Annotated in this window: 10 protein-coding genes and 2 pseudogenes; 4 read left to right on the top strand and 8 right to left on the bottom strand. The window is 65.7% G+C overall.

Annotation, left to right across the window (positions count from 1 at the left end; translation table 11 throughout):
- Nucleotides 1–78: 78 nt before the first annotated feature.
- The 5 genes and pseudogenes from OWC43_RS17440 to OWC43_RS17420 form a co-directional block, all read right to left on the bottom strand.
- Nucleotides 79–10,551, bottom strand: coding sequence for an Ig-like domain-containing protein (locus OWC43_RS17440; RefSeq protein ID WP_393957593.1), 10,473 nt, complete (start codon nt 10,549–10,551; stop codon nt 79–81).
- 103 nt (nt 10,552–10,654) lie between these two features.
- A complete protein-coding gene (locus tag OWC43_RS17435; protein WP_393957592.1) occupies nt 10,655–12,796 on the bottom strand; it encodes an HlyD family efflux transporter periplasmic adaptor subunit in 2,142 nt (713 codons plus the stop codon).
- Entirely contained in the window at nt 12,793–14,205 is a 1,413-nt protein-coding gene (locus OWC43_RS17430) for an efflux RND transporter periplasmic adaptor subunit (RefSeq protein ID WP_393957591.1), read from the bottom strand. The genes OWC43_RS17435 and OWC43_RS17430 overlap by 4 nt, the downstream gene beginning before the upstream one ends.
- A gap of 1 nt (nt 14,206) precedes the next feature.
- A complete protein-coding gene (locus OWC43_RS17425; protein ID WP_393957590.1) occupies nt 14,207–14,986 on the bottom strand; it encodes an efflux RND transporter periplasmic adaptor subunit in 780 nt (259 codons plus the stop codon).
- 192 nt (nt 14,987–15,178) lie between these two features.
- Nucleotides 15,179–15,947: pseudogene (locus OWC43_RS17420) on the bottom strand (IS5 family transposase).
- A gap of 948 nt (nt 15,948–16,895) precedes the next feature.
- On the opposite strand from OWC43_RS17420, the gene OWC43_RS17415 reads away from it, so the two are divergent.
- Nucleotides 16,896–18,005 (top strand): hypothetical protein, encoded by a 1,110-nt coding sequence (locus OWC43_RS17415; protein ID WP_393957589.1) that lies wholly within the window; start codon nt 16,896–16,898, stop codon nt 18,003–18,005.
- Here the strand turns inward: OWC43_RS17415 and OWC43_RS17410 are convergent.
- Both OWC43_RS17410 and OWC43_RS17405 read right to left on the bottom strand, forming a co-directional pair.
- A pseudogene (locus OWC43_RS17410) lies at nt 17,991–19,006 on the bottom strand (IS481 family transposase). The gene OWC43_RS17415 and the pseudogene OWC43_RS17410 sit on opposite strands and share 15 nt — an antisense overlap.
- Before the next feature lie 1,062 nt (nt 19,007–20,068).
- A protein-coding gene (locus OWC43_RS17405; RefSeq protein WP_393958583.1) for an IS5 family transposase occupies nt 20,069–20,837 on the bottom strand; the annotation gives its coding sequence in 2 pieces (ribosomal slippage) (nt 20,069–20,539 and nt 20,541–20,837; 768 coding nt in all).
- Between the two features lie 628 nt (nt 20,838–21,465).
- Between OWC43_RS17405 and OWC43_RS17400 the strand changes: the two genes are divergently transcribed.
- From OWC43_RS17400 to OWC43_RS17390, 3 genes are all read left to right on the top strand, one after another.
- Nucleotides 21,466–22,275: a hypothetical protein gene (locus OWC43_RS17400; RefSeq protein WP_393957588.1), complete on the top strand. Its 810-nt coding sequence runs from the start codon at nt 21,466–21,468 to the stop codon at nt 22,273–22,275.
- Nucleotides 22,268–22,900 (top strand): hypothetical protein, encoded by a 633-nt coding sequence (locus tag OWC43_RS17395; protein ID WP_393957587.1) that lies wholly within the window; start codon nt 22,268–22,270, stop codon nt 22,898–22,900. The genes OWC43_RS17400 and OWC43_RS17395 overlap by 8 nt, the downstream gene beginning before the upstream one ends.
- Nucleotides 22,901–23,193: 293 nt before the next feature.
- On the top strand, nt 23,194–23,652 hold the full coding sequence (locus OWC43_RS17390) for a DUF6508 domain-containing protein (protein ID WP_393957586.1): 459 nt from the start codon (nt 23,194–23,196) through the stop codon (nt 23,650–23,652).
- A 29-nt stretch (nt 23,653–23,681) separates the two neighbouring features.
- Here the strand turns inward: OWC43_RS17390 and OWC43_RS17385 are convergent, their stop codons facing one another.
- Complete coding sequence (locus tag OWC43_RS17385; protein WP_393957584.1) at nt 23,682–25,442, bottom strand: methyltransferase domain-containing protein; 1,761 nt, start codon at nt 25,440–25,442, stop codon at nt 23,682–23,684.
- Nucleotides 25,443–25,550: the final 108 nt, after the last annotated feature.

Genomic DNA, 25,550 nt, shown 5'->3' with positions numbered 1-25,550 from the left:
CGCTCTCGCGCTCCCCCGTTCTTTCAATCGGCATGGTAAACGAACCGTCAAAATGAGGGTTTTGGCCGGTGCCACAAATCAGTGAGCGCGGGCGAGTGCCTTTTCGATCAAGGTGAAATCGGCACGTCCGTCCCGTTCAAGGGAGGCCAGTTGGGCCGTAAACATCGGCGCTTCGCTGCGAAGCCCGAGATCGGGGGTCTCGATAGCCTTCGAACCGGCACCGAGACGTGCAGGTTTGGTCGCCAGGATTTCCCCGGTCTCCGCATCGACGGTCATCGGCCAGCGGACGACGCGTCCATCCCGGAGCGCGACGTCCACCTCGATGGCGACGAGCCGGGTCCCGGCCGGGGGCCGACCCCAGAAGCCGCCCCTGCCATCTCCCTCGATCCAGGCCGGGCCGGGCGTGCCGTCCGGCCCGTAGATCCGGACGGTGCCGATGGACGCGACGTCGGGCGTCCGGTTGCGCAGGTTGATCACCAAGATGTCGGGCCGTCGGATCGCCTCGATCAACAGGTCGTTCCGGTGCGCAACGGTATCATCGACCGTCGACAGGGCGAGGGCGAGCGAACGGCCGAGATAGGGGCTCGGCGAGAACCAGGGCCCTTCGCTGTCCGAGGCGCCTTCGAACTGCTCCCAGGCGAGCGACGCGATCCGATCGCCCATATCGAGCACCACGTCACGGTCGGTGTCGATCACCGTACCGTGCAGGTCGTCGACGCCGTTGACCGCGGCGACGACCGCACCGTCGGCCAGGATCACCTTTCCGATGGAGCCGAGCGGGTCGATCGCGGCGACGGCCGGTAGGAGGAAGCCGTTGGCACTGATCCCCGCTTCCAAGGCCGGTGTCGGCCACGGGGCCGGCGCATGGAGGATCGGCTGGGCGCCGGGCAGCGGGAGACCGAGCCCGGGCGGCGGCACGAGATCCCGATTTGCCCCGACCGTGACAGCAATCGTGACGCGCGCGATCCCGCCGCTGCCGTCGCTGACCTCGACCGTGAAACGGTCGCGGCCGCTGAAGCCGGTTCCGGGCGTGTAGGAATACGACCCGTCTTCCGCCAGGAGGACCGTACCGTTCGCCGGGTTTCCGGCGAGACGGAAGCCGAGGGAATCACCATCGCGATCCGTCGCCACGACCCGTCCCCTGCCGACCTCGCCGGCCGATATCGCGAGATCGTCGGCATGGGCGTCCGGAGCGTCGTTGACCGTGGCGACGGTCACGGGAATCGTGACGAGGGTAAAGCCGCCGGCTTTGTCCGAGACCCGAACGCTGAAGCCGTCGCCGCCATGGAAGTCCGTGTCGGGGGTATAGGTGAAGCTGCCATCGGGACGGAGCGTGACCCGGCCGGAGGCAGGCGGCGCCTCGATCGAGAAGATCAGGGTTCCGTCCTCCCGGTCGTTCGCGACGACGCGGCCATCGACGGGTGTGTCCTCGCGCGTCGTGACCGGAGCCGCGGTCGCTGTGGGCGCGCTGTCCACGAACGCGACCGTGAGATGGACCGTGGCCGTCGAGCGGCCGCCATCGGAATCGATGACCGCGTAGGTGAAGGCGTCCTCGCCGTGAAAATCGGCGTCCGGCCTGTAGGTGAAGCTGCCATCCGCTCGCAGGTCGAGTCGTCCGTGCAGGGGACCGGCGACGGGCTTCGGGTCGACCCGGATGGCGTCGCCGTCGGGATCCGCATCGTTGTCGAGCACGTGGCCTTCAAGATGGGTGTTCTCGTCGAGGGTCGCGGCGTCGTCGAGGGCGATCGGAGCAGGATTCCCGACCGTGACCGTGAAGCGCGCCGTGGCTGAGGCGCCGCTGCGATCGGTGCCGGTGAGCATGACCGCGTAGACGCCGCCCGGCACCCGGGTCGACGCGTCGGGAGCGAGGGTGCCGGAGATCAGGCCGGTCGCGCGATCGAGGACGAGACCGGGGGGCAGGCCATTCGCCGAGAACGAGAGGACGTCGCCCTCGTCGATGTCCCTGAAGGCGCTTCCGGCCGGGATCGACACCCGTGCGGCATCCTGGGCCGACCAATCGGCGATGGCCGATGAGGTGGCATCGAAGACGGGTGCATCGTTGACCGGGTTCACGTCGATGGCCAAGGCGGCCGTGGCGAAGCCGCCATTGCCGTCGGTGACCGTGTAGACGATGGTGTCGGTACCGTTGAAATCCGGGTCGGGCGTGTAGCGCAGGCTGCCGTCCCGGTTGATGGTGACCGTTCCGTGATGGGCCGTGACCGAACCGGCGACCACCGAGAGCGGATCGCCGTCGGGATCGTGGTCGTTGCCGGTCACATCGATGTCGACCGGGGTATCCTCGTCGGTGGTGAGGACGTCGTCCGAGGCCGAGGGCGCGGGATTCGTGACCGTCCAGGCGAACTTACGCGAGACCGTGAGGCCATTCGGATCGGTGGCGGTGAGCGTCACCACGTAGGTGGCCTGCCCGCTCGAACCCGAGGCGTCGCGGTTGATCGTCCCGCTGATCTCGCCGGTTGTCGGATCGATCGCCAGGCCCGGCGGCAGGCCGGTCGCGGTGTAGGCGAGGCGCGCTCCCTCGGGGTCGACGACGAGATGTCCGAACGGCACGCGCACGCTCTCCCCATCGACCGCGTTTCGGGCCGAGAAGGTATCGGGGGCGACCGGGCGCAGGTTCTCGGGCGTCACCGTGACGGTGAGGAGCCCGGTCGCCCGCAGGCCCTGCGCCGTCTCGACCGTGTAGACGACGGTGTCCGTCCCGGAAAATCCGTCGTCCGGCACGTAGGTGAGCAGACCCGTCGCGGGATCGACCGAGACGGTGCCGTGGGCGGCACTCGTCGCGCCGGGTGCGTCGACGAGACGGACGGCGCTGCCATCGGCGGCGGAATCGTTCGCCGTGACCGCGACGAGGACAGGGGTGCCGGCGCGGGTGGTGGCTTGGTCCGGCCCGGCCGTTGCTGTGTCGCTCACCGTCCAAGTGAAGCTGCGGGCAATGCTCGCGCCGACCGCGTCGGTCGCCGTGACGGTCACGGTGTAATCGGTGGCTGCGGCCGATCCGGCCGGCAGGGAGCCCGTGATCAGTCCGGTCGCCGGATCGATGGAAAGGCCCGGCGGCAGACCCGTCGCGGTGAAGCGGAGCCCGTCGCCGCTCGGGGCGGATGCCGATCGATCCGCGTCGGGATCGCGAAAGCGCGTGGCGATGTCGTAGACCACGGACGCGCCGCCGCGGCCGGCCTGATCGGGCAGGGTGACGGCACGCGGCCCATCATTGACCGGGGTGACAATCACCGTGACCGAGGCGGTGCTGGTGCCGCCGTTCCCGTCGACGATGGCGTAGGTGATCGTATCCGTGCCGTTGAAATCCGCATCCGGCGTGTAGACGAGCTTGCCGTCCGCGATCGCCACCCGGCCGTGTCCGGCGCGCGGAGCGGCATCGCCCGTGGCGACGATCGCGAGGACGTCCCCGTCGGGGTCCCGGTCGTTTGCCAGGACATCCACCACGACCGGTCTGTCCTCGGGCGTGGTCGCCCCGTCGTCTATCGCCTGCGGGGCGGAGTTGGTGACCCGGAGGGTGAAGCGTGTTTCGGTCTGCGTGCCGCCCGGATCGGTCGCCGTGACCGTAACTTGGTAATCGGCGAGGCCGGTGGGGCCGGAAGCGGCCCGGTCGATCGTCCCCCGGATGGTTCCCGTGGCCGGATCGATGGCGAGGCCGAGCGGCAGGCCGGTGGCGCTGTAGCGCGAGGCCGCGCCGTCTGGACCCTGAGATGGGTTGCCATAGGGCAGGACCACGGTCCCGCCGTCACCGGCGGCGCGGTCGCCCGGTGCCAGGGATGCCGGGGCATCGGTGAGGCCTACGACCGTCACGGTGAGGGTCGCCGTCGCGGTGCCGCTATCGCCGTCGCTGATCGTGTAGTCGATATGCGTCGTGCGGGTCTGGCCTGCCGTGAGACCGTCGAAATCCGTGCCGGGATCGAACCGGTAGCTGCCGTCGGCGCGCACGGTGAAACGGCCGCCGTTCGAGCCCGTCACCGCCTGTCCGACGCCGGCCGCCGCGCCGTTGACGGCTGCCACGGTGAGGGGGTCGCCGTCCGGATCGCTGTCGGCCCCGTTGCCGTTATCGGCGAGCACGGAGCCGAGGGCCGACATGCGCGCGTCGGTGAGCGCGCCGTCATTCCGCGCGATCGGTGCCGGATCGACCACGCGCCACGTGAAGCTGCGGCGCGTGGTGCCGCCGTGGCCGTCATCGGCCGTGACCGTGACGGTGTAGTCGCCGTTCGCTCCACCCCGCGACGCGGAGCGGTCGATCGTGCCGTGGACAGAACCGGTGGCGCTGTCGAAGGTGAGCCCGGTCGGCAGCCCGGCGACGCCGAAGGTGAGCGTCTCGCCCTCGACGTCGGAGAAAAAGCGGCCGAGATCCAGTCCTGCGACGCTGTCCCCATCGAGGCTGCCGACGGCCGGAAGCGTCCCGGCCCGCGGGGCGTCGTTCACCGGTGAGACCGTCAGCGCCAGCGTATCGGTGTCGCTCTTGGCTCCGCCCGAGCCGGTGTTGCCGCCGTCGTCGGTGACGATCGTGAGCGTCTCGTTCCCGTTGTAGTCGGCGTCCGGGCGATAGGTCGTGCCGTCAAGGGCGGCGTTGATCGCCGCGACGGTGCCGGTCAGCGTGACCGTCCTGGTCCCGTCGTTCGCCACGGTGACGCCGGTGCGCGACCCGAGGCTCAGCGCGCCATGCGCAACGCTGAGCGTGGCCGTGAGATTGCCCGTTCCGACATCCGGATCCGAGACGGTGATGGCGTTTCCGTTGCCCGATGAGAAGACGAGCCCGGTATCCTCGGCCGTCGTCTGGGCCGCCGGCACTGCGTTGAGGGGGGCATCGTTCACCGCCGTGACGTCCACGGTCGCGGTGGCGACGTCCGAGCGCAGCGCGCCGTCGCTGACGCTGACGTCGATGCGGCGGGTGACGGTGGAGAGATCGCGCTCGGACGAGGAGAACCGCACGCGGCTCAGCGCCGTCTGGTAGTCGGCGCTCGTGGCCGCTCCGGTCAGCGTCAGCGTGTAGGTCGCGGCGTCGAAGCGGGCCACGATGCCGGCGGGCAGCGGCCCCTCGACGGCGAGCGTATCGCCCGTCTGCCCGTTGGTGATGACGGCCGTGGCCGAGGCCATGCTGGCGCTGTCGACATCGCTCACCGACACGTCCGCATCGACGATCGCCACGCCCGAGGCGCCTTCGTTGTAGCGGGTGGCGTAGCCGTGTGTGGCGGAGAGGTCGAGAACCGGGGCGTCGTTGATCGGGCGCATCGTCACCGTCACGGTGGCGGTTTCGGTCGTCCCACCCGCCGTCACCGTATAGGTGAAGCGGTCGGTTCCGTCGAAATCCGCGTCGGGCGTGTAGATGAGGAGGCCGTCGGGCCGGAAGGTGACGCTGCCATGCGCGCCTTGCGAGACGGCGGTCACGGCACGGGCGGGATCCTCGAAATTGTCCGCGGTGCCGCCGTCCATGCCCGTGACGGCGTTGAAGGTGACCGCGGTGTCCTCGTCCGTCGTGACCGTATCCGGCTCGATGTCGGCGACCGGTATGATGTTGGCGCCGATGGTGCTGGTTGCCGTCGCCCCCGTCGGATCGACGGTGACGAGCGAGATCTGCACGGCCCCGTTGCGGTCAGCGGCCGGATCGAAGCGAAGTCCTTCGAGAGCGGCGTTGATGTCGGCGACGGTGCCTGAGAAGCGCATCGACCCGTCGCCGGTGCCGGTGCCCTGCTCGAAGGTAAGGCCGGTCGTCCTCGGCAGGGTGAGCTGGCCCTGCGCCGAACTCAGCGTCACGGTGAGCGTTCCGCCGTCCGCATCGGCCACGCGGATGCCGTTGCCCCCGCCGGTCGAGAAGATCAGCGGCGTATCCTCGTCCAGCGTCTGCGTCGCGGCCGGTACGGCGTTGGTCGGCGCGTCGCCGACCGGATTGACGGTAAGGCCGACGGTGTCGGTGTCGCTCTCGGCTCCGCCCGCGCCGGTGTTGCCGCCGTCGTCGGTGATGACCGTAAGGGTTTCGCTCCCGTTGTAGTCGGCGTCCGGGCGATAGGTCGTGCCGTCGAGGGCGGCATTGATCGCTGCGACGGTGCCGGTCAGCGTGACCGTGCCGGTCCCGTCGTTCGCCACGGTGACGCCGGTGCGCGACCCGAGCGTCAGCGTGCCGTGCTGGACCTGAAGCGTGGTGGTCACGCGACCGCTACCGGCATCGAGGTCCGAGACGGTGATGGCGTTGCCCGCTGCCGCCGAGAAGACGAGGCTCGCGTCCTCGTCCACGACCTGCGGGCCAGGGACGCCGTTCACGGGCGCGTCGTTCACGGCGGTGACGGAGATCGAGACGGTATCGGTGTCGCTCTTGGCACCGTCCGTGCCGGTATTGCCGCCGTCGTCGGTGACGACCGCGAGGGTCTCGGTCCCATTGTAGTCGGCGTCCGGGCGATAGACCGTGCCGTCGAGGGCGGCGTTGATCGCCGCGACGGTGCCGGTCAGCGTGACCGTCCCGGTCCCGTCGTTCGTCACGGTGACGCCGGTGCGCGACCCGAGGGTCAGCGTGCCATGCGCAACGCTGAGTGTGGTGGTGAGAGTGCCGGTGCCCGCATCCGGGTCCGCGACGGTGATGGCGTTGCCGCTGCTCGACGAGAAGACGAGCTCGGTGTCCTCGGCCGTCGTCTGGGCCGTCGGCAATCCGTTCACGGGGGCGTCGTTGATCGGGCGCACCGTCACCGTCACCGTCGCGGTTTCGGTCGTCCCGCCCGAGGTCACCGTGTAGGTGAAGTGGTCGGTTCCGTTGAAATCCGCGTCGGGCGTATAGGTGAGGGTGCCGTCGGGCCGGAAGGTGACGCTGCCATGCGCGCCCTGCGAGACGGCGGTCACGGCACGGGCGGGATCCTCGAAATTGTCCGCGGCGCCGCCATCCGTACCCGTGACGGCGTTGAAGGTGACGGCGTTGTCCTCGTTCGTTGTGACCGTATCCGGCACGATGTCGGCGACGGGATCGATGGTGACATCGACGGTGCTCGCGGTCACGAAGCCTTGCTCGATCCGGATGCCGTCGATGAAGTTGCCGACGCTTTGCGAGCCGCCGGCCGCGCTGATCGAGCGAAATTCGAAGCGCAGCTTGTTGCCGCTGGCGGTTTCCCCGATCGTCTCTCGATAGGCGCCCCAGGCCGTATTGCCGTCGGAATAGCTTTTGTCGAAGAGCGTGCGATCGTCGGCCGTACCGGCGATGCCGTCGGCACCGAGATCCGTGACCCTGACCTGCATGGTGTCGACGCCCTCGCGCCCGCGATGGGCGAAGTCGAGGGTGATGGTCGAGCCGGCCGTCGCATCGAACGTCTGAAAGAGCGCCGCCACCTGATTGGCATTGATCTCAGCGAACTGGTTGCCCTCGTAGGCTGGCACGCCGTTATAGCCGGAACTCCAGATCTCGATCTGGTGGTCGGTGGCATCCGTCTTCCAGCCCGGAACCGACGATTCCGACACGATCGCGTAGCTGCCGCCGGGGATCGTCGGGTTCTCGAACGAGCCGTTGGTGAAGTTGTCGGCGGCGCGAACGGGATCCCGCGTCACGAGGGAGATCCGGGCGCTGCCGTTGTAATCGGCCCGGGGGGTGAAACGCAGACCGTCGAGCGCGGCGTTGATGTCGGCGATCGCGCCGGAGAACGTCATGGTGGCATCGTCCGCACCATCGCCCGCCGTGAAGGTCAGGCCGGTGACGCGCGATAGGCTCAACAGCCCCTGATCCGCCGAGAGGGTGACCGTGAGCGGGCCGCCGTCCGGATCATCGACGCGAACCGCGTTGCCTGTCGCCGACGAGAAGACGAGGTTGGTGTCCTCGGCGAGGGTCTGGCTGGCTGGGAAGGTATTGACCGGGGGGTCGCCGACCGCCGTGACCGTGATGGCGATGTCGTCGCTGTCCCTCAGGGGGCCGCCGGTCCCGGTATTGCCGTTGTCGTCGGTGACGAATGTGAGCGTCTCGCTCCCGTTGTAGTTGGCGTCTGGCCGGTAGGACGTGCCTTCGAGGGCGTCGTTGATCGCCGCGACGGTGCCGGTGACGCTCACCGTGCCGGTCCCGTTGCCGCTCACCGTTACGCCGGTGATCGAGCCGAGGGTGACCGTGCCATGAAGGACGCTGAGCGTCGTGGTAAGATTGCCGCCGCGGGCGTCGGCGTCCGACACGCTGAGGGCATTGCCGTTGCCCGAGGAGAACACGAGTTTGGTGTCCTCGTTCACGGTTTGCGCGCGCGGAATTCCGTTCACGGGCGCATCGTCGAGGGCCGTGAAGGCGATCGTGGCCGTCGCCGTGTTCGAGTCGATCGTTCCGTCATGGACCGTCACCGCGATGGTGCGGGTCGTCGTCGCGGGATCGTGGTCGGCGGACGCGAACCGGATCTGTTGCAGGGCGGTCTGGTAGGTGGCGAGGCTCTCCGAGCCGGTCAGCGTCAGCGTGTAGGTCGCCGCGTCGTAGGCGGCGCTGATGCCTGCAGGCAGATTCCCCTCGATGCTAAGGGTATCCGCGCCGCTGCCGTTGGTGATGACGGCCTTCGCCGACGTGATGGTCGTGCTGGCGACGTCGTGAATCGAGGCATCGCCGTCGACGATGGCGACGCCCGCCGCCCGCTCGGTGTAGTTGGTGGTGTAGCCGGTTCCTGCGGCCGAGTCGTCGAGGTCCAGCACGATGGCGGGATTGTAGCCGAAATCCGGGCCGGCCAGCGTCGCGCCGACCCTGGTGTCGGTGAGGGCGCCCGATGTCGCCGTCGTCGCCGTCGCCGTGGTGAGGCGGCCCTCGGTGTCGGTCACGCGCACGACGAATTGGCCGGGGAGGAGCCCGGTGAAACTGTAGCTGCCGTCGGCCGCGGACGTGTCCGTGGCCAGGACGCGCTCGCCGGCATCGACATGCCCATTGCCGTTGACGTCGTCGACGAGCTCGACCGTCACGCCGCGGATGCCGTTCTCGCCGCTGTCGGACATCCCGTTCTTGTTCGCGTCGCCGAACACCCGCCCGCCGATCGTCGAGGTCGGCGGTGTCCAGGCGGCGGCGTCATTGATGCCGGTGAGCGCGGTCGAGCCGTCCGTGGTGATGGCCTTGCCGCTGCCGATGGCGGCTCCGGTATTCGGATCGATCCGGGTGATGTTCGTCCCGAGGGTGTAGAGGAAGCCACCGGAATCGACGCCGGTCTGGACCTCGGTCCGGGTCACCGTCTCGTCGTGGAGTACCTCGCTCCCGTCGCTGAGATTGAAGCGTGCGAAGGAGTTCCCCGTCACACTGATAAGCTGTCCGCCGGCCTGATCGATCGAGATGTCGCCCCAGTCGTAATTGTGGTTCGACTGATTACCGAAGGTCGAGCCCGATGCTACGGCCTGGCCCGCTCCTGAGAAGGTGAGCTTGTAGATCTGATCGGTATTGCCGGAGACGTTCTCCACGGCCAGGTAGAGAACACCGTTGGAGAAGGCGGCACCGGCTCCACCCAGGCCCCGAGCGCCGGTCGTAATGCCTTTGGTCGATAGATCGGAATCGATCACGATGTGCCGATCATTCCTGAAATCGTAGGCGAACAGGGCGTTCTTGTCGGCGGCATTCGGGCTGTTGTTGTCGACATAGTAGATCAACCCGTTCGTCTGATCGACGGCGAGTGAATTGAGGGACGCGCCCAACGTGATCCCACCGACGCTGTCGAGCGCCCGCGTGAGTTCGGTCGCCTTTCCGGTCGCGATATCGACGCTGTAGATCGCGCGGCCCGAGACCGCGAGCAGGGCCCCGCGGCCGTTATCGGCGGCTGCCAGGAGATGATGCCAGTCACGTTGCGCCGCCTCATCGACGATGACACCGGTCTCGATGGCGCCCCGGTGCATCTCGAGGTTCCAATCGCCGCCGAGCTCGGTCGCGCCGGTGGCATCGTCCGATGCGGCGATGTCGGCCCCGGTGGCGGAGGCCAGGAGTGCCACGGCACGGGCGCCGACGGCGCCGGCGGCGAAGTCGCAGCCGTAGATCAGAAGATCGCCGGTGGCGGTGAGCGCGTTGCCGATGACGGCAAGGTCGGCGGCGTAGCGGCTCTGGATCGTCTCGGCCGTCAGTTCTCCCGTTCCGAGATGCAGGTCGCCGGCGGAGCCGTGCGAGAGGATATGGATGGCATCGATGCCGCTGCGCCCCGCGAGCGCGTCGGCGAGTTGATCGAAGCCGTCCCTGGCAGAATCGATCAGGATGATTTCGGCCGAGGACGGCATGCCGGCCAGGAGGGTCGCCAAGTCGGCGGCGCCCTTGTCGATCACTACGATCTCGTGCCGGCCGCTCGCGGTGGCGGTCTCCTGCGTCGTCGGCGCCACCGCTGCCGCTGCACGGGCATCGGCTGGTTCGGCATGCGCTGCATGCCCGTCTGGCTCGGGCCTCTCCCCGGGGGCCTCATTGCCATGCGATTGCGTGGCGGCCGCGTCCGAATGCGCCTGCGCGGCGGCCGGAGCCGCGGCACCATCGAAGACGAAGCGGGGTTCCAGCGCGCGGATTGTCGGTGTCCGCGCACCCGTCGCGGCCCGCGGATCGGAGCCGGCCCGCGTCTTGCTCCGGAAACGTTCGAACATCGACACCGCTCAGCCTGCGACGGAACGCGTGGCGCGTCCACGCGGGCGAGGCTAAGGCGGCATGGTTAACGAAGGATGGGGTGGGGGCCGTCCCTCGCGGTGTTCAGAAGCCGCTCTCGCGAATGAGAACGGCGACGATGCGCCGAAGCGCGTGCGTGGCGATGCTCTCGCGACGACCGGAGACCGCGACCACGCCGCGCAGCACGGTGGGCGTACCCGACAGGCGCATCTCGTCGTCGGGCCGGTTCAGGACGACCGTATACTGGGCCTCGACGGGCACCGGACCGACGTTCTTCTCCTCGCGCACGGCGACCGGCCCACCGAGCGTCGATAGGAGCGACGGGATCTCGACGATGGCAACCGCCGCGTCGGACACCGAACGGACGGTGACCGGTATCGAGCCCGTGGTGAGATCGTCCGGCACGAAGGTGCCGGAGGCGCCGCCATAGAGCCGTGCCATGGCGGTCTCGGGCACGAGGCCGCGCACCTGACGGCGTCCGTTGGAGACCAACGTCCCGAGTTCCTCACCCTTGCCGACCCAGCGGCCGGGCTGCAGATCGGGTTCGATCTCGGCGACGACGCCGTCGAAGGCTGCGCGGATCACGAGTTCGTCGTGGCGCCGCTCCAATCCTCGCACGGCTTCGCGCCGCGCATCGTGCTCGCCTTCGAGGACGAGGCTGCCGGCCCGGTCCTGCGGATCGGCGGCACGGCGGTCCTGCTTCAGCGCGACGAGGGCGAGCCGGATCCGCGCGGTGTCGAGGTCGTGGTCGAGGGCGGGGGAGCGCAGCCGCATCAGAACCTGTCCGGCGCTGACGGCGTCGCCCGGTTCGACCTCCACGGCCTCGATCCGTGCCGGGGCCACGGCCGTGAGGCGCTCGGTCCGCTCCGGTTCGGCGATCGCCGGAATCTCGACTCGGCCGGAGAGGGGCAGGAAGAGCAGCATCAGCACCGCGGCGAGCGCCGCCCCGGTGAAGCGCACGCGTCCACCGGGGGCGATGCGGCCACGGTTCGTCCACCAGAACGATGCCTCGCGGGTGATCGGTCGCAGGACGAACACGCCGATCTCGACGGCGAAGAGCAGCAGGCCGAGGAGCTTGAAAGCGAGGGTGTAGACCATCACGGCGATGCCGGTGAACAGCACCAGCCGGTAGATCCAGACCGCGACACCGTAGGCGATCACGCCCAAGCGCCGTCGTGCGCTCCAGTTCTCCGGGCAGGGATCTCCGAGCCCGAACAGGATCTCGCGCAGGGCCCAGGTGGTGAGCGCGAAGGCGCGGGGCTGGAGGTTCGATACGCCGAACAGGTCGGCGGCGATGTAGTAGCCGTCGAAGCGCATCAGCGGGCTGAGGTTGATCGCGACGCTCATCACCCAGCCCGTCGTGGCGAGGAAGAAGGCGATCGAGCGCGCCGTCCCCTCGGGCAGGAAGGACCAAGCCAGCGTCGCGATGGCCGCCACGGCGAGTTCCACCGCAACTCCGGCGCCGTCGATGGCGATGCGCTTTCGGCGATCGCGCAGGCGCCAGGCATCGGTGGTGTCCGTGTAGAGCACCGGCACCAGCACCATGAAGGCGAGGCCCATGCTGGGGACGCGGCAGCCGTAATGGATGGCGACGTAGGCGTGACCGAGCTCGTGCAGCGCTTTCACGGCGACGAGGGCCGCGAGATAGCCGATCAGACCTTCCGGCGTGAGGAATTGCAGGAATGTCGCGCAGAACGCGTCCCATTGCTGCAGGACGAGATAGAGACCGAGCAACCCGACGAGCGCGATTGCCGTCAGGCTGCGCCGATCGGCAAGCCGGCGGGCGAGGGGCAGCGTGCGATCGAGAAAGGCCTGCGGGCGCACCAAGGGAATGCGGATGAAGAGGTAGTTGTGCAGCAGCCACGCGCCGAGCCCGTGTTTGCGAGCCGCCGCCTGCCGCGCCAGGGCCTGCCACCCCCCTCGATGCGCGATGAGGCTGTTGGCCTCGCAGAACCCTCGGAACGCCGCGACCTCGGCCAGCCGGATGGCTCGCCCAATGGCCGTGCCGGCGGCCTCGGCGAGCTCGGCCGGCGTGATGCCCGCCCGCCAAGCCCTCAGGAAGGCGAGACCGGTCCCGTCGATCTCGTAGTAGCGGTGCGCGAGGGGATCGTAGAGGAGCCAGGGGGCGGAACCGCCATCGCCCGGCATCGCCCCGCGCTCGATCCGCAGATCCTCGCGCAGGGCCGTGAGCGGCAGGCCGTCCACCGGATCCGCCCCGAAACTCACAGGCCAACCTTCTGGCGCAGGAACGCCAGCGGTTTGCGAAAGAGGGTGAAGCCGAACGGCACGCTCGACCCGTAGAGCTGTGCCGTCCCGCGGGCACCGAGCCGTGGTGCCGACGCGCCGGCGGGCAACTTCGCGACGACGCGATGGGCGAGCACGCCGGCCTCCGTCATCCGGGCGACCGGCGTCACCTGATCCACCTGTGCGTCCAGGGCGTTGAGGGGATCGGCGTCGAGGAAGACCCGCACCCGGCCGCCCACCGCGAGGGCGATGGCATCGGAGACCGGAAGGTCGATGCGGACTTCCACCGTCTTCGGGTCGGCGATCTCCAGGATGCGCTGCCCGGCGGCGACGGGTTTGCCGTACCATTCCTTGCGATCGGCGTAGACGGCGACACCGGCCCGCTCGGCGCGGACCTGCGTCTTGGCGAAGGTGTCACGGGCGAAATCCCGTTCGGCCACTTTCAGGGCGAGCTCGGCGCGGGCCTGCCCGATCTCGCGCCGGGCGCGTTCCTCGGCATAGGCCCCCAGCGTCACCTGCCGGAGCTTCGCGTCGGCGACCTGGACTTCGCGCTCAGCCACCGAGAGGGCGTTGCGTTGGGCGGTGTCGACGTAACGGAGGACGAGGTCACCCACGGCGACAGACGCGTTCGGCGCAGGCGCGATCTCCTCGATGATGCCCTCGATCGGCGCCGCGACCACGAAGGGCCGGTCCGCCGTGATCGTGGCCGGGGCCAGGACCGTCATCGATACGGGCCAAGCGAGCCCGGCCAAGACGAGGCCGGCCATCACGAGGGCAGGTTTGCGCAGATCGCCCGACAGGCGCGGCAGAAACGGCGACCGCAGGGCGAGGAGGGCATGGGCACCCGTCTCCGCGAGCCGTCCGGCCAGGGCCGTGTCGGCCTCGTCGAAAGCCCGCTCGCGCGTCAGCAACAAGCCGCCGACAGGCCGCCCGGACCGATCCAGCAGGGGGACCCAGAGGCCGTGGCGGAAGGGATAGGTCCGGGCTTCCTCGCCGTCCAGAACCGAGAGGTCGATGTTGCGGGGCGCGGCGCGCGCGGCCTTCGGGATCGCGGTGACGGCCGCCTCGACGAAGGCGAGGAGGGGCGCATTCCGCTCGACCTGGATCGTGCCGGACACCCGTTCGACCACGAGACCGCCGACGCGATCCGTCCGCAGCAGGAAGCCCTGGCGAGCCCGCACCAGCTTGACGCACTCGTTGGCGAGGGCGATGCCGAGCGCATCGCGATCCGAGGCTCTGCGGAAGACCGCCTCGACGGCAAGGAGCTGGCGCAAGCCGGCGCTCGCGTCGTCCACCTCCACTTGCCCCGGCCCCGGCGGGATCGTCCCGCCCAATGGGTTGACGCGGACACGGCGCCCCCCGGCCTCGGCCTTCGGCTGCGGCGCGGCCATGTCAGTGGGTCGGACGTTCGAAAGCGGCGTCGAGGCTCATGCCGGGCAGCACCGCCGAGATGTCGCCGGGGGCGAAGGCCGCCGTGATCCTGATCGTCTGGGAGACCGGATCGACGGCGGCCGCGGTGCGGATCACCTTTGCCGCATAGGTCTTTCCGGTCTCGTCGACCTTCACTTGGAGGGGAGCAGCGGTCCGCAGCCAGGCGAGCCAGGCCGAGGGAACGATCAGGTCGATTTCCAGGGCGGTGGTATCGACGATCCGAAGGAGGGGCTGGCCGGCCACCGGCATCTCATGCTCGCGGGCGCGCATCTCGGCGACGCGGCCGGTGAACGGCGCGACGATCCGGCAATCGCGAACCCTGACGCGCAGGGCATCGGCGGAGGCCTGCGCCTTCTCCCATCGCGCTTTGGCCGCCTGAACCTCGACGCGCCCGATGGCGTGACGACGGTCGAGCAACTGCGCATTGTCGAAGGCGATGCGGTTGATCGCGGTCTCGGCCTCGGCCGCACGCGATTCCGCCTCGGTTCGATCGCAATCGAAGGTGACGAGCGTATCGCCGGCATTGAAGGACGCACCCTCGCGGAACGGCAGCGTGAGGATGCGGGCATTGAGATCCGTCGCGACGCTGGCATCCCGGATCGCGCGCACGACGCCACGAATCGGTGGTTCGGATTGAGCGAGCGCGGGCAAGGCTGCCAGGGCGAGGACGATGACCGTTGCCGCGCGCACGAAACACCCCTGACCCATGAAGGCGAAAGCGGCCGGATCGTAGGTCGACATGGTTAAGGCATCGTAAGAAAGGGTTTGGATCGAGCGGAGCGGACTGGTGAGATGCACGCTTGGGGGCCGGCTCCCACGCCTCGCAGAAGGTTGCCGCTGCTGTCCCGATCGAACCAGGGCCTGCTGCAGCGGCAGCGCCAGGGACTCTGCTCGTGAATCCGCAGCGCGCTCTAGGCCGTAGTTAGGTATTTACTATCTGAGCCATATGGCGATAGCGGCGAGATTGACGAAGCCCATGAAGTTGGCGAGCAGCTTGTCGTAGCACGTGCCGACGCGGCGTAACTGATTGATCTTGTTAAAGAAACGCTCAATCCTGTTGCGCACCTTGTAGAGGTCGCGGTCGTACACGCGCGGGCTCGTGCGGTTTCCGCATTGGGCGGAATGACGACCTCGGCTCCGCTCGTTGCGATCGCCTCCGCCAGGAGATCGGCATCGTAGCCCTTGTCAGCCAGGACCGCTTCGGGCTCGAAGCCTGCGATCAGATTATGCACCAACGCGATGTCGTTGCGCTGGCCTGGACTGGCGAGCAAGCGCAGGGGATGACCCAGCGCTTCGCCCGCCGCATGGATCCTGGTGTTCAGGCCGCCGTGCGATCGACCCAGGCCTTAGGCATCCGCGCCCCTTTGAGCTTACGCGCGCCCGCCGCATGCTGGTGGGCGCGCACGATCGTCGAATCGATCATCAACCACACCAGATCGGCTTCGCGGGCCGAGTCCGCCAGCATTTGATCCAGTACGCCGCGCGCGATCCAGTCGTAGTAGCGCCGCTTGACCGTCTGGTAATCGCCCAGGCGCTCCGGCAGATCCTTCCAGCGTCCGCCTGAAAGGGCCATCCACAACAGTGCATCGAGGAATCGACGGTTGTCCGTCTGCGGGCCGCGCTTCCCCTTCGCGCCGCTTGGAACGAAGCCCCTCACGCGGTCCCACTGGTCGTCGCGCGGACCATCGACCTCAACCGACATGACCAGACCCTACCGGCCCAGGTCTCCCAAAGCAGCCTTGCCTCTGACTGACTTCCTTAATTCCTCACCACGGCCCTGGGCAGCGGACACGGCACGGCAGGCCGTGAGCGCGTGCCGCAGCGCGAACTGGATTGGTTGGAAGCGTTCTCGGCGCCGTTTGCTCGTCAGTGCAGACGGCTGGGAACAACTGGCATAGACATCGGCAAATGATAGGATAATCTGATAAAAATTCACATATATAATGATAATAATCAATAATATTTATCTGCACTTGTTTATTATATGAAAGAAATTTGCCGAGAATTACAAATCTTACAAATTTATTGTATTTTAGTATCGCGAATCGCGTATAGAATTTTTGCAAGGTGCGGCTCGTGATGACCCCTAAGTTGTGGAACAGACGCATTCGCAAAAATATTGGCCTTTCGTTGGACGGGCAGATGACATTGAGTGTTCCAGTGTGTGATAATTGTGCGTCTGATCTAATGATCGATGTCGCAGGCTTGTCTCCCGGGGCAACAGCGTCTGGAGGCATGATGCTCCCCTGCACCATAACATCGGCGGCCAAGGATCTGTCTATCGGGTTGCGCCGTCTCAAAATTTTTTATCCTGGTCTGATATTAGAAAATGGATTATTGGGAGTTAGGTTTTTTATTTAAGGATTTCCAACCAGGGAAGGGATGAAAGACCGTAGGAGTATTAGCACCTGACTGGAATCAATGTGGGGAACCTCGTTCTAGCGGCGATTAGGTGGAGAATATTTGATGGCAGAATGTAAAACGTTGAATTATGGACCGGAGAATAAAGCAGATCGATATGTTTCCGTGTATCCAGGCGGCAATTTTAGCATATCGATCTCTTGAGCAGATGAACTGCCGAATCTGCTAGGTCGTTTTTAAGGTTGTAAATTCAAAGCATCCAATAAATCCCAAATCAATAGGTTTTGGAATGAGCATATTCAGTTTATCAGATTGGTCCAATACATCGATCGGAGCTGTAAATCATTATATACAGCAAGGGGGGAAGCATGTCGTTCTTGAGGCAAATACCCCCAAAGGATTGCCGCCTATCGATTTCCCGCCTGATGTTTTGGTCACCGATCTGCGGTATGGGGGAACTACATTCATTCGGGGCAAGCATCCGCGGTATGAAGGCTTCTGGACTGCATATGGGGGCCTCGCAACCGGACTCGCTCGCAATGTCACATTTACTCAAACAATCAATGATGACACGCCTATCGAGAATTCACGCTCGGAGCCTTATGAGATGCAGCGCGCGCCGGTCGGAGCTATGGCTTCGGAAGAGTATCGGCACATGCACAATCACCATCAGAACCTTCATGCTGAGGTTTTCAATTTTTCCAAGGATTTGAACGGGGTCGCCATATGGGGGGATAGTGGCGCTCTTGCGCCAGGCGCTAAATCTTGGGGGGGCTTCTTCAGCGCCAGATCCTGGCCTGTTAAATGGAGTGGCTATACGCCTAAGAACTGCTTCCAGTACGATGAGAAGACCGAATTTGACGCGGCCATCATCGGGGTGGAAGTAGACGTTCTCAACGGCGGTCGCCATTGGGGCGAGATAGCACCAAACCTTGGACAGCCTTATGCAAAGGTAGGCATCCAGATCGTTGGCTTCGGTCAACGAAACACTGCCGCGGTTGAGATCAGGACGGAAGACTCGGATGATCACACGAGAGGCCCTGCCGAACGTCGTGGCGCATGGAATTGGGGCATCATCATGCGCAATTCACTGCATGAGAATAGCACAGTTCTCTTTTCTGAAAATGGGCAGGTGCGTCGGGGGATAGATTTCGAGAAGACGACCTTCACTGATGGAGCAATGCGGATCACGGGGGTGGGAAGGTCAAGTGGAATAATATTTGATGATGGCGGTTCGGGCGAGATTTACTCGGGTAGTGGCGCTACCAACATCCGCATCGGCTCTAATGGGCTGAAAATATGGAATGCAGAGGGAACCGAGATACTAATGGAGATTAACCAGCATGGAGTTCATATCCGCAATCATGCTGGTTTCTTAGAACGTCTAGGGGGTAGATAAATCGGCTGATTCACAATTAGATTGATACCACCACAATAAAGCCAAGGAAGCTGTCGGCGATCTTGCCTTATCGGATGAATAGGTATGTGTTCCTAGTATGGGGTGTGATGGATCGAGTCTGAAGTGTTCGGGCTCTTTCGTCCGAGCCTGATGGACATGCTCGTAGGGCGTGAGCCCCCGCAGGGTCTTCAGCCCACGGGCATGGTTGTAGGCGTCCACGAACAGCTGCAGGTGCGCGGGGAGCTGCTCGTGTATTTCGTAATGGTAGCGCTTGGCGGTCGCGTCCTTGATGGTCCGGTTCATCCGCTCGACCTGACCGTTGGTCCACGGATGGTTAAGCTTGGTCAGACGATACTCGATACCGACTCATGGCAGACGCGATCGAACATGTGCCGGCTGTAGAGGGCTGGCGGGCTTAAGCGGTTGCGCGGGGCATGGCAGAACTAAACATTGTTGTCGGTGAGAGCCGTATGGATCTGGTAGGGCGCGAACGCGACCAGTGTACGTAAAAAGTCCGATGCGGTATAGCGCTTGGCCTCCGCCTTAAGTCTGGCGTAGGCTAGCTTCAAAGTTCGATCAATGGCCACAAAGAGATAGAGCTTGCCCTCTTCTGTCCTGACCTCGGCGATATCGATGTGCATGTAGCCGATGGCGTAATCGGCAAAGCGCTTACTCTTGGGCTTGTCGCCTTTCATCTCTGGTAGGCGGCTGATGCCGTGCCGCTCCAGACAGCGGTGCAGCGACGAGCGGGGCTGGTGCGGGATCGTAGGGTGTAGACTGTAGAGGCAGTCGTCCAGCGGCAGGAGGGTGTGCCGCCGGAAGTCAACGACGACCGCCTCTTCCTCTGGCGTAAGGACCGTCGAGCGCGGCTGTTTTGGCCCCATGACGGCATCGGCTGTCGTCTACCGCGCCCGCCACTTCTGGATTGTCGTCGGGCTGATGCCGTAGCGTCTGGCAGCGGCCCTCACGCTCTTTTGGCGTAGCTGTATTGCGCGACGGATCGCCTCCGTCGTGCGGGCGCTGCTGTGAAGAATTTGGCTCCTAGCGTATCCCTCGCAGCATGATTATCAACCGTACCACCACAATGCGGAATCAAACACCTGAGGCCGTCATATCGGTCGTTCAAACGGCATGCTCGCGTCGCGTGCTTTTTACATTTGAAGCCGTGCCGGAGCTGTGCCCCTGTGGGGGCAGGCGCTGCCGGTTCGGCGCTGGCTTCGCAAGCCTCACCGTTTAAAACTTCCGATCCAACCTGTAATTGGGTCGAGTACGTAGGCGGCAACTGAGGCTGCCCAGTCGCGTGCCCGTAGGGGAAGCGAAATGTCTCCCCCGCCCCTGCCATCAATTTCGGCGGCCATGCTGGCGGCCACATAGGCACGCTCCTGCTCCTCACACTCATCGAGGGCGTTGCGCTGATTACCAGCCCGGCTCTGGCCCGCTGGCTGATGCGTATAAGCCTGGCGCAGGCAGCGATACCACGCCTGCTCCAGCCGCTGCAATTTGTTTTAGGAGGCTGAGGCTGCCGCGGCTCCAGCAGAATGCGGAGCCATGACCAAGATGGCGAAGGGGAGGCTGAGGACCAGCGAGCGCATATGGCCTTTTCGCTCAAGTGGCCTGCGACTCGCTAGAACGAAAAGGCAACAGCAACCGCTCGAGCAATTGGCTGACGGCCGCCGCATCTCATTGAGATGTGTTCCATCCGTGTTGCACGAAGCCGGCGACGCCCAAACGTAACCCGTTGTAAAACCGCAACCAACGTTGCGGCGTGTTGTACGTCCTCCGGAACGCATTACAGACAACAAAAAACCCGCCAAGTCACTGACCGGGCGGGCTAAAACGAGTGGCTGGGGGACCTGGATTCGAACCAGGACTAGCGGAGTCAGAGGCCCCTATTAAATGATATAAATTAATGAGTTAGTTGATTCAGCTCCGTCTAACGGTTTGCAAGGCCATTTGAGAATTCGTAGAAATGTCTAACCGCTGATGCAAAAAAAAGCCCCGGCTGAAGCCGGGGCGGTAGGTAGCTCAGGATGTGGATTTAAGGCAGATGTAAGCCTTAGAACCTATCCCGGTAGGGCTTGTTGAGCGGCGATGATCCCGCAGGCGAAGTGGACGAGGGCTCGGTAGTTCCGGGGCTTTTTGGGCCAGCGGATGAGGATGCCACGGAAGCGGTTGAGCCAAGCGTGGGCGCGCTCGACGACCCATCTGCGCGCCTTGGCCCCGCGGTGGCGTTTGGCGTGGATCTCTTCGCCTCGGCGGCGCAGGTGGAGGGTGAAGCCGCGCTCCTCGACCAAGGTCCGGGAGGTGGCGTAGTCGTATCCCTTGTCGAGGCACAGGTGCAGGGGCGAGCGTCTGGTCGGTTTGGGCCGAGCGACGGGTACGGCGTCCAAGGTCTCACCCATGAGAAGATGGTCGTTGACGTTGGCGCCCGCGATGACGACGCTGATCGGGACGCCGCGTCCGTCAGTGAGCACCGAGCGCTTGACCCCGCGCTTGCCGCGGTCGGTCGGGTTGGGGCCGGTTTTTTCCCCCACCCAGGGGCGCCTTGCCCATAGCTGCATCCAGCGACAACCACGTCCAGTCGATCCCGACCAGATCGTCGTAGGCCAGCAGGCCCTCCCGCCAGAACGCCTCGAACACCCCGGCCTGCGTCCACTCCTGGAACCGGCGATGGGCCGAGGACGAGGTGCAGATCCCGGTGGCGGTCAGGGCGTTCCACTGGCATCCGGTGCGCAGCACGAACAGGATCGCGTCCATCGCCTTGCGATCGGGCGTCCGCGGGTTGTGACAGCCCAGAGGATGAGGCGGACGTGCAGGCAGCAAGCGCTCCATCCGCGCCCACAGATCGTCCGGCAGGCGATAGCCGTCGTCCAGAACTGACGGCTTGCTCGGGCGGCGCTTGCGAGGCTCGGTCATCCCGACAAACTAGGGCGCCGAGCCTCAGCGCCTACCGAGATAGGTTCTAAGGGTGTTCCTATAGGTGATCCCAAGTGGTGTTAGACCCCCCTATGAGAGGGACAGGACAAGCCCCTCCCTCGACCTCCCCCGAGGCCCCCGCCCGCCAGCCCAGCGCCGGCGAAAATTCTCAACCAACGGCGCGAGGACACAAAGGACCGTCAGCGATGGAAGGCGCATTATGATCGCGCTCTCGTCAGTCTCGCGGCTGGCGATGCGCTCGGACAGCAGGCAGCCCGCTTGACCTGAAGCGAAGACGTTAGCTTGCAACCCCCGCAGCCACATCGAGAAGGCTTCGGGTTTCGATCCCTGCCACATCGTCGTCTTGCCATCGCATCCGGCCGGGCTTGCCAACACATGCGGTTCGGTGGTCCTTTGACCGTCTTTCAGTCCGGTTTAGTTGCCATACGGCACGTGAACGAGGGTGAGCCCATTGCTGAGTGCAATCCTGAACGGGAAGGGACGGCGCCTACCGGCATCCCTTCCTGCCGGCGCCTCGCTCCGAATGGCCTTCATCCGATCCGAGGATATTCTGACCTCGACGGTCTTCGAGCGCCTCGCCTATCTCGACGGCCCGACACTCTGGGCGCTTCTCAGCGCGACCTTCCGACCTCGCATTCTTCCCGACCGCAGGGTCGCTGAGTTGGCGCACATTGAGTTCTGGCCAACTTGGGGCCAGGCGAAGGAAACGTTGAACAAGGCGGTCGAACCGGATGTCGTCCTGCGGTTCTCGGTCGGCGATCCGCCCCAAGAGATCGTGCTCATCGTCGAGTGCAAGCTGGGGGGCCTGCAATATCCTGAACAATGGGCGCAGGAATGGATCGCGTATCGAGCCGAGAACGCCTCCGAGGATGGGGCGGCTGAAACCTGCCTCCTCGCGCTCGGCGGCCTCACCGCGAATGCCGAGGCGATGGTCGAGGCCTTCGGCGATCGACTACGCGAGACGCACGGCATCGCAGTGAAGGCGGCCGCAGCCGATTGGCACGACTTGCTCAAGGCCCTCGATAAGATCGAGGTCACCCGCGCTGCCGACAGGCGCGTCGTTGCAGACGTGCGCGCGGCCCTCGCACTCCATGGCTACCGCCAATTCACGCCGATGTTCGGTCTCGCTGCCATCGCGTCGGAGCATCGCATCGATCCCCGTGGGATGGCCCGGCTTCGTTGGGCTGAGGACGTTCCGGCCCCAGGAAGGGCACGAGAAATTCCCGACCAAGCCCCTCCTAGCGATCCGCTACGCGGCTGGGTCGAGCGCGTCGAGCCCCATCGCCCCATCCGAGATTGCCCAGCCGTCCTGCGGAGCCTTGCCGATGCCTGATGACCTGCCTCTGGCCGACGCCCTCGCGGACGTGCGGAAGGCCTATCGACTCCTATGGTGCTACCAAAAACGCGTCTTCGACATTGTGAAGCTCATCGTCGACGAGTTTGACGACATGGGCTTCTATAACTGGCGCGTCCTACATTCCGACCGTCCCTGCAACTCGGGCACGAACCCAATGGGAAGCCGCTGGACCTGGGACATGCTGCCCATGGTTCATGCCTCTTACCTTTTCCTGCCCAGCGGGACCAACCCGAACGCCACTCTGCCGGGCCAGTGGATGCTGGAGGTCTTCGTCCAATCCGACAGCGGTTTCCAGGATCCCAAGGACAGCTCAGAGCCAGATCCTGCCGACTTCGAGGCCGCCGAGGACAGTACGTCGCGCATCTCGATCTTCGCTTGGTATTGCCGGGGCGAGACGGCCCGCAACTGGTACGGAGGCGTCTGGAACGCATTGGCATGGCCCGAGGACGATGGCGGACTGATCGAGAACACCGATCCACCGATCGCCGTGTTCCGGCGCGATTTCGACCTTGCCACACTGGGCGACCGCGAAGCCGTCATCGCCGCCGCGAATTCTTTCAAGTCATCGGCTGGAGAAGCGCTTCAAGTCACCCTGGCATAGTCTGAGATAGGCTTGGGACGTGATGACAGTGATACGGTCGGTTCCATAACAGACAGATCGCAGGCGCGATCTGTCTGTGTGAGCGCAATCTCAAAGGCGTGGTGAAACGTCCTCGCTTGGCACAACCAATTCAGGCCGGCGGCGTCAAACTTGTTTGAACTCCGGTGAATGAGGGCACGATCCCACCGCGCAATTAGTTGCGCCGCTCGCCGTGGTCTCCAGCTTGACTGTAAGCCGTCGCCTGCCAACGTTTTAGGCGGCAACGCTGAACCACACGGGGCCTCGCGATCTGCATGCATCAAGCGGAGCTGAAGCCGATCTTCCACGATCCTGAGAAGGCCGTGGATCCCCGAGCTGCGCTCGCAGCCTTGGCCTCCCACCTGCCGATCCTTACCGCACCGGGCCTCGTGTTCGGGACCGCAACGCCTGCGCGGTTGGTCGGCGATGGCGTGACCGAGATGGGCTACTTCAGCCTCGGCCCCGAGGCAGCTGCCTTCATAGACGACGTCTACGCCTACGGCTGGGTACGGGACTTCGACTGGATGAGTTGGTTGCACACCCTGGAAGGGCAGTACCTGCTTCACGATCCGGCCGCGTTGGAGGCCGCCAACGAGGAGCGCCTCGCTCGGGTCCTGACCGTGTGCATGCGCGAAGCCCATTGGGGCTCCGAGGCGCTCGATTATCGCTTCCGAGAAGGCTTGCTCACCCGCCTCATGGAACGAGCGAGGGCGCTGCTTAGGTCGCGCAATTAATTGCGCGTCGTAGGCTCGCTCTCACCCATTCATCCGCTCACCGCTCCATCCTGCCGTCGTGCAGGACCGCGTACACCCGTCCATTCTGGCGCCTGCTGGTCCTGGCTGACACGCAGCCGGCGCCATTCGAGGCCCGCAAACGCGGCATCGAACGAAGTGTCCGCCCCAATCGGCAACGCAGCCCGCGCCTCTGCCCAGAACCGCTCCGCAAGCCCTTGTTCGGAGTCCCACGCTGCACGCCACCATGTCAGAATGGGCTCGCGCGCTTGGGCCAGCACCAGAGCCGACGGCAGGCGATCACGCTTCTCATGCTGATTCACCCGACGGGAGGCTGGAAACAGGTTCCACAGGTCGCCGCACGGCCACGCCGACCACGGAAGCGCGTGATCGATGTCGAGGGCGTCGAGACGCAGCGGCAGACCGGACCAGACGCAGACCGGCGGTGTCCCCGCCTGGGCTAGCCGACCGGCGACGAGACGAGCCAGGCCGGTATCACGGGCCGGCTCCTGCCAGACGAGATGTCCCTCGATGACGCCGGGCTCCCACGCGCGCCCCATGCGCACCGCGTAGCCCCGGATCAGCCGCGCCCACTCGGACACTAGCACCGGCTCGACCCATGCGCCGAGCCGCAGCAGCGTGCGCCACAGTGGGCCTGGCACCGACAGGTGGCCCCAGGCTTTCAGTGTCTCGGGCATGAGCGTCACCGGACCGGTCACGCGTACGGGTCGCCCCACGCCCTGGAACACTGGGCCGTCCGCGTTCGGGTAGGTCGTGTAACGCACTGGCATCGCCAGGATCGTGCGCCGTGCCTCGCCGAGCGCCGCGACGAGCGCGTCGGCCCGCGGACCTGCGAAGCGCATGCCGAGACGCAGATCCCCAGCCGTGATCCCAAGTGCCAACAATGCGCGAAAGCCGGTGCCGGCGAACCCGAGGCCGTCCGGCCCGGAGTTGCCCGGCGCCTGCGGTAGACCAGCGGCGACGAGCGGCAGGTAGGCGCGCAGCCAGTGCAGAGCAACGCACCCCATCGGTACGAGCACCCGGTCGCTCTCGTCTGCGGCCGGCACCGCGAGCGACGGGGCGGCGTCGGCGATCTTGGCGACCGCACGCAGCAGCCCGAGCTTGTAGGTCGATGACTTCTCGTCGTTGAGCACGATGCCCCGGATTAGCGGCAGGCTGAGACTGCCGTCGTCAGGCAGGCGCAGCACCACGCTCGTCCACACAACACCGGTCCTGCCGAGGCGGTCGGGTTCGTCGAGGGCGCGCAGGACGGCCAGGCCGTGCTCCCGCGCCAATCCCTCGATTTCTCCCAGTGAGGTCGGATGCATCGCGCGCTCCGGATCGCCGGGACCATTGCGCAAGGTCACAACCAGTACGCCGCCGGGCTTGAGCAGCGTCACCAACTTACGAAAGGCACGTGGTCGCTCGACTAGGGCCAGGTGCATCCACACGGCCGAGAGCAGCACGAGATCATAGCTCAAACCCAGCCGATGCACGGCTGTCAGTGCGGGCAACCGATCGTCGACCCAGCGGAGCCCCGGATGCAGCCGTCTGCCCTCCGCCCGCATCCCACCAGCCGGCTCGGCGGCCACGACCTCGTAGCCCAAGCCGACCAGCCACGCGGCGTCGCGGCCTGAGCCTGCACCTACATCGAGGGCAAGGCGACCGGCACCGGTCGGCAACAGATCTTTGAGCGGCCCCCACAGTGCCTCGGCGCTCAAGGATTCGTAGCCTGCTGTGAACGCAGCTGCGCCGCGATCGTAGGCGGCAATGGTCTCGTCGACGACGCTCATGCGGCCTACGGAGCGGACACGCCAATCTGATCGGCGGTAAAGGGATCGGGGCGTTCTGCTTCGACGCGGACGCATCATCAAGTCTGTTGGCCGGCGATACTGTCGTGG

Source organism: Methylorubrum sp. POS3 (assembly GCF_043352485.1).
GTDB classification, from domain to species: domain Bacteria; phylum Pseudomonadota; class Alphaproteobacteria; order Rhizobiales; family Beijerinckiaceae; genus Methylobacterium; species Methylobacterium suomiense.
This window is presented reverse-complemented; position numbering and strand designations above follow the sequence as displayed.